Annotated in this window: 10 protein-coding genes; 7 read left to right on the top strand and 3 right to left on the bottom strand. The window is 55.1% G+C overall.

What is annotated here, in order from left to right:
* The first annotated feature begins 174 nt into the window (after positions 1–174).
* The 5 genes from pcnB to pgi all read left to right on the top strand — a co-directional run bounded on the left by pcnB (position 175) and on the right by pgi (position 5,452).
* Entirely contained in the window at positions 175–1,557 is a 1,383-nt protein-coding gene (pcnB, locus tag ACTH3S_RS14635; protein ID WP_441809746.1) for a polynucleotide adenylyltransferase PcnB, read from the top strand.
* Positions 1,557–2,054, top strand: coding sequence for a 2-amino-4-hydroxy-6-hydroxymethyldihydropteridine diphosphokinase (gene folK / locus ACTH3S_RS14640; protein WP_441809747.1), 498 nt, complete (start codon positions 1,557–1,559; stop codon positions 2,052–2,054). Before pcnB ends, folK (ACTH3S_RS14640) begins: the two co-directional genes overlap by 1 nt.
* A 61-nt stretch (positions 2,055–2,115) precedes the next feature.
* Positions 2,116–2,910, top strand: coding sequence for a 3-methyl-2-oxobutanoate hydroxymethyltransferase (gene panB, locus ACTH3S_RS14645; RefSeq protein WP_441809748.1), 795 nt, complete (start codon positions 2,116–2,118; stop codon positions 2,908–2,910).
* Entirely contained in the window at positions 2,907–3,755 is an 849-nt protein-coding gene (panC, locus tag ACTH3S_RS14650; protein WP_441809749.1) for a pantoate--beta-alanine ligase, read from the top strand. The genes panB and panC overlap by 4 nt, the downstream gene beginning before the upstream one ends.
* Complete coding sequence (gene pgi, locus ACTH3S_RS14655) at positions 3,752–5,452, top strand: glucose-6-phosphate isomerase (protein WP_441809754.1); 1,701 nt, start codon at positions 3,752–3,754, stop codon at positions 5,450–5,452. Before panC ends, pgi begins: the two co-directional genes overlap by 4 nt.
* Here the strand turns inward: pgi and folK (ACTH3S_RS14660) are convergent.
* Positions 5,435–5,959, bottom strand: a complete 525-nt coding sequence (folK, locus tag ACTH3S_RS14660) for a 2-amino-4-hydroxy-6-hydroxymethyldihydropteridine diphosphokinase (RefSeq protein ID WP_441809750.1) — start codon at positions 5,957–5,959, stop codon at positions 5,435–5,437. The two genes, pgi and folK (ACTH3S_RS14660), sit on opposite strands and share 18 nt — an antisense overlap.
* The gene (locus tag ACTH3S_RS14665) at positions 5,959–6,327 is read right to left on the bottom strand and encodes a dihydroneopterin aldolase (protein WP_441809751.1); all 369 of its coding nucleotides are present in this window, start codon (positions 6,325–6,327) and stop codon (positions 5,959–5,961) included. Before ACTH3S_RS14665 ends, folK (ACTH3S_RS14660) begins: the two co-directional genes overlap by 1 nt.
* A 141-nt stretch (positions 6,328–6,468) precedes the next feature.
* Here ACTH3S_RS14665 and plsY point away from each other — a divergent pair, with 141 nt between their 5' ends.
* A complete protein-coding gene (gene plsY / locus ACTH3S_RS14670; protein ID WP_441809752.1) occupies positions 6,469–7,059 on the top strand; it encodes a glycerol-3-phosphate 1-O-acyltransferase PlsY in 591 nt (196 codons plus the stop codon).
* A 17-nt stretch (positions 7,060–7,076) separates the two neighbouring features.
* Here the strand turns inward: plsY and tsaD are convergent, their stop codons facing one another.
* Positions 7,077–8,135, bottom strand: a complete 1,059-nt coding sequence (gene tsaD, locus ACTH3S_RS14675; RefSeq protein WP_441809755.1) for a tRNA (adenosine(37)-N6)-threonylcarbamoyltransferase complex transferase subunit TsaD — start codon at positions 8,133–8,135, stop codon at positions 7,077–7,079.
* Positions 8,136–8,375: 240 nt separating this feature from the next.
* Between tsaD and rpsU the strand changes: the two genes are divergently transcribed.
* On the top strand, positions 8,376–8,591 hold the full coding sequence (gene rpsU / locus ACTH3S_RS14680; protein WP_007153483.1) for a 30S ribosomal protein S21: 216 nt from the start codon (positions 8,376–8,378) through the stop codon (positions 8,589–8,591).
* Positions 8,592–8,848: the final 257 nt, after the last annotated feature.

An 8,848-nucleotide genomic window follows, 5' to 3' on the forward strand; every position in this document is an offset into this window, starting at 1 on the left:
CAAAAACGAAGAAAAATCCCGGCAAACAATAAAAACAATGCAGATCGTCAACGTTTTGAGGGCGGATTCGCGAAAGCGGATCCGCCTTTTGATTATCTGGGGTATGCTAAACGTGTGCAAATCCTGCTCAAACCGTTAGACTCTCGGTTTTGCTCAACGCAACCACGGATTTCAATGTCAAAAACATTCTCCTCAATCCTAGAGCAGTCCGTTGATAAGCTCCGCTCGTTCATTCCCGGAAACGGGAAGAAAAAGGCACGAGCCTACCAGCGACGGGAAATCCCCAGAGACCAGCATAATGTCTCACGCTCTGTTATCAGCGAGCCTGCCAAAAAGGTCCTCAGCCGGCTCAACAAATCCGGCTATGACGCTTATTTGGTAGGCGGCGGTGTGCGCGACATTCTTCTGGGGCAGCGCCCCAAAGATTTTGATATAGCCACCAACGCCACCCCAGAAGAAGTGCACGACCTGTTCCGAAACTCCCGTTTAATAGGCCGGCGTTTTCGGATCGTGCACGTGGTGTTCGGGCGCGAAATCATTGAGGTGACCACGTTCCGTGGCAACGCAACCCAGGCCGACAAAGACAGCGCCGATGATGATCGCAAAACCAGCGAGCACGGGCTGCTACTGAGGGACAACGTTTACGGCAACCAGGAAGAAGATGCCTTGCGCCGGGATTTCACGGTCAACGCTCTTTATTACTGCATCCGCGACTTTACCGTCATTGACTTTGCCAATGGCACTGAAGACCTCCGCAACCGGCAGTTGCGCCTGATTGGCGACCCAGAAACCCGTTATCGGGAAGATCCAGTGCGCATGCTTCGTGCTATCCGCTTCGCCGCCAAGCTAGGCTTTGACATAGAGCCAGACACCGAAGCCCCCATCCGGGAACTGGCACCGTTACTGACTCACATTCCGTCTGCTCGCCTGTTCGAAGAAGTGCTAAAGCTGTTCTCTGCCGGTCACGGCGAGGCCACCTACGACCTTCTTACTCGCTACAATTTGCTGGCACCCCTGTTTCCCGAAACCGTGAGGGCCATTGAGGCCGGTGAACCGGACGAGCTGATTCGTCAAGCTCTGCGCAACACCGACGCCCGCATCGCCCAAGGAAAATCCGTTACCCCCTATTTCTTATTTGCCGCCATGCTCTGGCCCGCGCTGCAAAGAGAGTGGAACCACCGCCAAGATAGCGGCGAGCCGGTGCAACCGGCACTCCACGGAGCCATTGGCAAAGTTATTGGGCGCCAGGTACAGGCAACCTCTATACCCAAGCGATTCTCGGGCCCCATGAAGGAAATCTGGGAACTCCAAATGCGCCTGCCCCGTCGTCAGGGCAAGCGAGCTTTTGTAACCATGAGCCACCCAAGATTCCGTGCGGCCTATGACTTCCTGTTGGTTCGGGAGGCCTGTGGCGAAATCGAACCGGGCCTGGGTAAATGGTGGACTGAATTTCAACGTTTGGATGAGCGTGGGCAAGAACGCATGCTTTCAGATCTCAGCAACGACGCACCGAAAAAACGGCGCCGCCGCAAACCGGTTCAGCGGCCCACGCCCTAATGAAAACGGACGCCTTCATTGGTCTGGGCAGCAACCTGCAAGAACCCACAACCCAGCTGGCAAAGGCTGTAGCGGAATTGGCTGCGCTACCAAACACCACACTTGTCGCGCAGTCGCCGTTTTATGCCAGCCGTCCGGTGGGCCCACAAGATCAACCGGATTTTGTGAACGGCGCAGTATGGCTCCGCACCGAGCTTGCTCCCCACACCCTGCTCGACCAGCTTCAAGCCATCGAACAGGCGCACGGACGGGAACGACTTAAGCACTGGGGCCCACGCACGCTGGATCTCGATCTTCTGGTATTCGGCAATCAAACGTTGGATGACGACCGGCTTACCGTTCCCCACCGAGAACTCCCTAACCGCGATTTTGTGCTTCAGCCTTTGCTGGATCTGAAACCTGATCTAACGCTGCCAGAAGGAACCGCAATTGCTACCCTGAGAGCACAATGCCCAGACAACCAGTTGCGCAGACTTCCACCTCCGGATTACCCTTAGAAACTGAACGCCGATTATCTCGGCACGGTCTTGGCCCACCTACCCAAAAGGCAAGGATTTTATGGCTGTTACCATCAACACCCTGCGGGAATACAAGCAAAAGGGCGAAGCTTTCTCCGCCCTCACCTCTTATGATGCAACCTTTGCCCAGGTAGTCAGTGAAGCTGGGGTGGACGTTATCTTGATTGGCGACTCGCTCGGCATGGTTTTACAAGGTCATGACAGCACCCTACCGGTCACCATGGATCAAATCGTTTACCACACTACCTGTGTCGCCAAGGGCAACCGTGGCTCGCTGATCATGGCAGATATGCCATTCATGAGTTACGGCACGGTGGATGCGGCCTTAGAGAACGCCGCAGAGCTCATGCGGGCGGGTGCCCACATGGTTAAGCTGGAAGGCACCAACTGGATGAAAGAAACCATCACCGCACTGAGTGAACGAGCGGTTCCCGTATGTGCCCACTTAGGCCTGACACCGCAGTTCGTTAACAAATTTGGCGGTTACAAGGTTCAAGGCCGTGACGATAAAGCGGCAGAAATGATGATAGAGCACGCCTGCGAACTAGAAGCAGCCGGTGCGGACGTCATTTTGCTGGAATGTGTTCCTGCCCCTCTGGCAGCCCGGATTGCCCAGGCCGTTAAAGCTCCTGTTATCGGTATTGGCGCAGGCGCAGATACCGACGGTCAGATTCTCGTACTGCACGACATGCTGGGCGTTACCACAGGTCGTAAGCCACGTTTCGTGAAAAATTTCCTGGCAGAGACCGACTCTATCCAGGAAGCCATTACCGCCTACGCAAAAGCAGTGCGTGAGCGAACATTCCCCGCCGCGGAGCATACGTTCAAGGCATGAGAACCGTCCATTCACTGAAGGAGCTGCGCGCCATCCTCCGCGGTTACCGCCAGCAAGAAAAAACCATCGGCCTGGTACCCACCATGGGGAACCTGCATGAGGGACATATCTCACTGGTTCGCAAAGCTGCCGAAGCGGCAGATATTGTGATCACCAGCATTTTTGTCAATCCGATGCAGTTTGGCGCCAATGAAGATCTCGACACCTACCCTCAAACCCTGATTGGTGATCAAGAGAAACTCGACGCTGCCGGAAACACTCTGGTATTTGCACCTTCTGCCGAAGAAGTCTATCCAGACGGCCTTGCCCGACACACGCGGATAGTCGTTCCAGAAGTCAGTGAGGGGCATTGCGGAGCCAGTCGCCCAGGGCACTTCGAAGGTGTCGCAACGGTGGTGTCTGTGCTATTTAACATGATCCAGCCTGACTTTGCCGTGTTCGGTGAGAAAGATTTCCAGCAGCTGGCGGTCATCCGCAAAATGACGCAGGACCTGATGATTCCGGTTGAGGTAATTGGTGCGTCCACCGTCCGGGACGACGACGGTCTAGCCAAAAGCTCACGCAACGGCTATCTCTCCGATGAAGAACGTAAGCTAGCTCCCGTTATTTACCAGATACTACAAACCACTGCAGCGAAGATCGCCGATGGACGAGACGACCTTCAAGTACTTGCACAAGAGGCGGGTGACAGTGTGCGCGATGCTGGCCTGCGCCTAGATTACTTCAACATTGCAAACAGCCAGACCCTGAAACCCGCGACGCCGGAAGACAGCGACATTACACTACTGGTTGCTGCGTTCCTTGGCACCACCCGGCTGATTGATAATATCTCAGTAACCCGCTGAGATATTATGCTAATCCACCAGGAAAGGACTCTCTGATGACCTCGCAACACACACCACTAACAGCCTCACCCGAATGGCAAGAACTGATGGCTTGCCGGGAACGCCTGCAAAACCGCCCCATGAGGGCGCTCTTTGCAGCAGATCCAGAAAGAGCAACACGTTATTTCATCGACGGTGCTGGCTTATCTCTGGATTTCTCCAGAAACCGGCTAACAGATGATGTGTTCGAGGCCCTGGTAGCGCTGGCTCGCCGCTGCAGGCTGGAAGATCGCAGGGCGGCCCTGCTTCGCGGGGAGAAGGTGAACGTTACTGAAGATCGCCCTGCACTGCACACGGCCCTACGCAACCCTGGCACCGACACCATTATAATCGATGGTCAGGATGTGATCGCAGAAGTAAACGCAACATTGGCCCGCATGGACACTTTCGTTCAGGAGGTGCTGGACCAGTCGCGCACCGGCTATACCGGCAAAGCATTTACCGATGTTGTCAGCATTGGCATCGGTGGCTCTTTTCTGGGCCCCAAATTGGTGTCTGAGGCACTACAGCCATACCAATCATCGGGCCTTCGTTGCCACTACGTGGCCAACATTGACGGCACAGAAATCTGCGAAACCCTGGCGAAAATAAACCCTGAGACCACGCTATTCCTGGTTCAGTCGAAATCCTTTGGCACTCGCGAAACCTTGGAGAACAGCAAGGTCGCCCGCGGATGGTTCATCGAGCGCAGCGGCAATGAGCAGGCGGTTGCCAGCCACTTTATGGCGGTTACAGCCAATAAGGCTGCGGCCCAGGATTTTGGAATTGATCCCGACAACGTATTCCCCATGTGGGACTGGGTTGGCGGGCGATACTCTCTTTGGTCAGCTATCGGGCTGCCCGTTGCGCTTACAATCGGCATGGACAACTTTCGGGCACTACTGGCCGGGGCTCACGCCATGGACATCCACTTCCGGGACGCGCCCTTAGAAAAGAACCTACCTGTTGTTATGGCCATGCTAAGCATTTGGTATAACAACTTCTGGGGCGCAGAAACCCATGCCATACTGCCTTACGACCACTACCTACGCAGCTTACCGGACCACCTTCAACAACTGGATATGGAGAGCAACGGCAAACGGGTAAATCAGCACGGAGAAGTCCTAGAATACCAATCAGGGCCTGTTATCTGGGGTGGTGTGGGCGCCAATGGCCAGCACGCCTACCATCAGCTGATTCACCAAGGTACGCGACTGCTTCCAGCAGACTTCATTATCCCATTACAGACTCACAACCCGGTCGCAACGCACCATGCAGATCTTTTTGCCAATTGTCTGGGCCAGTCCCGCGCGATGATGACAGGAAGGAGCCTCGAGGAAGCAAAAGCCGAGTTGGCAGCCAGTGGCACGAGCAAAAAAGACATTGAACAATTGGCACCACACAAGGTGATCCCTGGAAATCAGCCAAGCAACACGCTGATGATGGAAAAGGTGACACCGGAAACCGTGGGTGCGCTGATCGCGCTTTACGAGCATCGCACCTTTGTGCAGGGCGTGATTTGGGATGTTGATTCGTTTGATCAGTGGGGCGTTGAACTGGGCAAACAGCTTGGCCAGGATATTTTGCCAAGGCTATTGAAATCAAATACAGCGGGCACGGAAAGTGACAGTGCTACAGACAATCTAATTAAGCTGTTCCGCTCAGCCAACCGCCTGTGAAATCGCTCGTCCCTGCCAGTTAAAATCCACCGGCCACAGCTTCTGGCCGGTGCTGTATGCCCGCCACAGCTCAAGATAGCTCTTCCGGCACACCGGGTGCTTCACTGTAGGCGCCAGATCTGCCAGCGGGCGCAACACAAAGGCATTCTTGAGAATCTCATTTCTCGGCAACTCCACGCCATCCATCCTGCCCACGGCCTCCCCGTAGGTCAGAATATCGAGATCCAGCGTTCTTGCACTGAATTTCGGGGCTTCCGGGTGACGGCCGTTTTCTGCCTCCAACTGTTTGAACTGCCGTGACAGCTCACCCACAGATAGGCTGGTTTTCACGCTAACAACCAGGTTTAGAAACGGCGAGCCGTCAAACCCTACAGCCTCGCTTTCATACACTGGAGAAATACCCAGCTCGCCAAACCATCTCGCTAAGGCATCTAAAGCCGCACGAACATAGCGTTCTCTGTCAATATTACTGCCAATGCTGATATAAACTGGAATCTGATCTGGCATTACCGAACTCCCTTCAAAGCTGGCCTTTCAATGCAAACACCCACAGACCGGGCAGCAGGCACAGCTCCGGGCTTACGCAACGTTATCCGAAGCCAGCCAACGCCGAACTCCCGCTGCAAAACTTCCGCCAGAACCTCTGCTCCGTGCTCAAGCAACTTCGGCCTGAGCTCCTTCAGGCAGCGCTCGGTACACTCACTGACCGATGCGTAATCAAGTGCATCTGCCACATTATCAGACGCCCCTGGAATGCGGATATCCCAAGCCATCTCAAGATCCACAACTAGCGTCTGGGTTACTTCACGCTCCCAGTCGTATACGCCCACCACGGTTTCTACAACCAAGCCTTCGATCAAAACACTGTCTGCCAAGGTGGCTCCCGGGACGATCCCACACACTTCTGATTGAATAACGTACAGACTGCGGATACTGTAACCACACCAGCCTGCAAATTTAGGGCCGGCATTTTCGCACACATCACCCTGATACGTCTTCGTCTCCGAGCTCGCAAAATGGCCCTGAGTGACCCGGTAGTAACTGTTCTGCTATGTATGGCTGCCTATTTGGCCGGCTCGGTGCTATTTGCACTGCCAGTTTGTCAGCTTTTAGGCCTGCCCGACCCTCGCGCACAGGGCTCTGGGAATCCCGGCGCCACTAACGTATACCGAACTGGCGGCTGGTTACCTGCCCTGCTCACTCTGGCCCTGGATGCAGCTAAGGGCTGGCTGCCTGTTTGGCTCGCGCACCACGCAGGGCTGTCTCCAATGGTCCAGGCAATGGTCGCGCTGTGCGCCGTTACCGGACATATGATTCCGGCATTCTATCGATTTAAAGGCGGCAAAGGCGTTGCGACCGCTCTGGGTGCAGGCTTGGCCCTTGCGCCAGTCACAACCCTCGCAATGGCAGCCTTATGGCTGCTGGTGCTATGGCGCTGGCGAATCTCTGCACTGGCATCGGTGATAGCCATCATCAGCGGCCCCGCCATCAGCGCGTTCATAGAGCCAGAAAATCTTCCGTTGTTCGGCTTACTCGCAATTCTGATCGTTGTGCGTCACCGGAACAATCTGATCCGGCTCGCCCAGGGGCGGGAAACCGGCCTTTAGACCTGCCCCACTGCAGGTCAATCAATAAGCCCTATCTGCCGCGCTTCAGTAAGTGGGGGCAAGCTGTCCATCGGCCATCTGGGCACTGCCACAATTCGGTCGCCGTCACGTTGGCCCGCATTCATACGCTGGGCACCCGCATAAGCAATCATCGCCCCGTTATCCGTGCAGAACTCCGGGCGAGCATAAAACACATGGGCGCGCCGTTTGTCAGCCATTGTTTCAAGGCTGGCCCGCAACCGCTTGTTAGCACTCACACCCCCAGCTATCACTAGGCGGCTGCAGCCCGTGTGCTCCAGCGCCCGCCGGCATTTAATCATTAGCGTATCTACCGCGGCCGTTTCAAAAGCCAAGGCTATGTCAGCACGAACCTGATCAGTCAGCCCATTCGCTGATTTTCTTTCCGCATTCACCGTGTTGAGCGTGAATGTTTTTAAACCACTGAAGCTGAAATCCATGCCTGGCCGGTCGGTCATTGGGCGAGGGAACCGGTAACGTCCTGGCTCACCTTTTTCAGCCAACGCTGCTACTCGGGGACCACCGGGGTAATCAAGCCCCAGCATCTTGGCGGTTTTATCGAATGCTTCGCCGGCAGCATCATCCACAGACTCACCGAGCATTTCATATTCACCAATGCCGTTCACGCGTACAAGCTGGGTATGCCCGCCTGACACCAGCAAAGCCACAAACGGAAAGGCGGGCGGGTTATCTTCCAGCATGGGTGCCAACAAATGACCTTCCATGTGGTGAACACCAAGTACAGGTATGCCAAGGGCAAACCCCAGCGCGTGGGCAACTGAACCGCCCACCATCAGAGCCCCAATAAGTCCCGGCCCCGCCGTGTAGGCAATGCCGTCGATATCCTCACGAGCAAGCCCGGCTTCTGCCAGTACCTGATCACACAAAGGCAGCAACTTGCGAACATGATCACGAGATGCCAACTCCGGCACCACACCGCCATAATCAGCGTGCATGTCGATTTGGCTGAACAGCGCGTGGCTCAATAGCCCCTTATCGGTGTCAAACAGCGCAACGCCGGTTTCATCACAAGAAGTCTCAATACCCAGAATCCGCATATAATCTGGCCACATCGGTTGGCGTAAATGGATAATCGAGGCGCATTTTAGCAGAAACCCGAAACTCACTGGCAGTTTAGTGGAACAAACATTGACCTTGCCGGGATTCAGGCGCTATCATTGCCGCCCTAAATTACGAACTGGTCGAGTTTTAGTCAATCGGACCAGGGATCGAGCCAGTCTGGCACCGCCGGATGCGCATCAAATTGAAACCGAATCTATCAGGTAGGTGATTGTCGAATGCCAGCTGTTAAAGTGAAAGAGAACGAACCGTTTGACGTAGCACTGCGTCGCTTCAAGCGTTCATGCGAAAAAGCAGGTGTACTTTCTGAAGTACGTCGTCGTGAGCACTATGAAAAGCCAACTGCAGTTCGCAAGCGCAAAGCAGCCGCTGCCGTTAAGCGTCATCTCAAGAAGCTTCAGCGGGAACAGCGCAAGTTCGAGCGTCTGTACTGAGTTACCGCAGACGCCGCTTGACTGCAAAGCACTGATTGCCTGTTCAGCCCAGGCTGCACAGAGCGACCAAAATGCCGCCGGGGCTTGGCTTCGGCGGCATTTTTGGCTATTGGCCCTTGCGTGTTATGGGCTTGATGTGGAGCCACTATGAGCGGACTGATCCCCCAACGCTTTGTTGAAGACCTGCTCGACCGGGTAGATCTGGCAGAGCTGATCGGCTCGCGCATTACACTCAAAAAGGCCGGCGCCAACTATAA

Source organism: Marinobacter sp. (assembly GCF_052094685.1).
Classification (GTDB): domain Bacteria; phylum Pseudomonadota; class Gammaproteobacteria; order Pseudomonadales; family Oleiphilaceae; genus Marinobacter.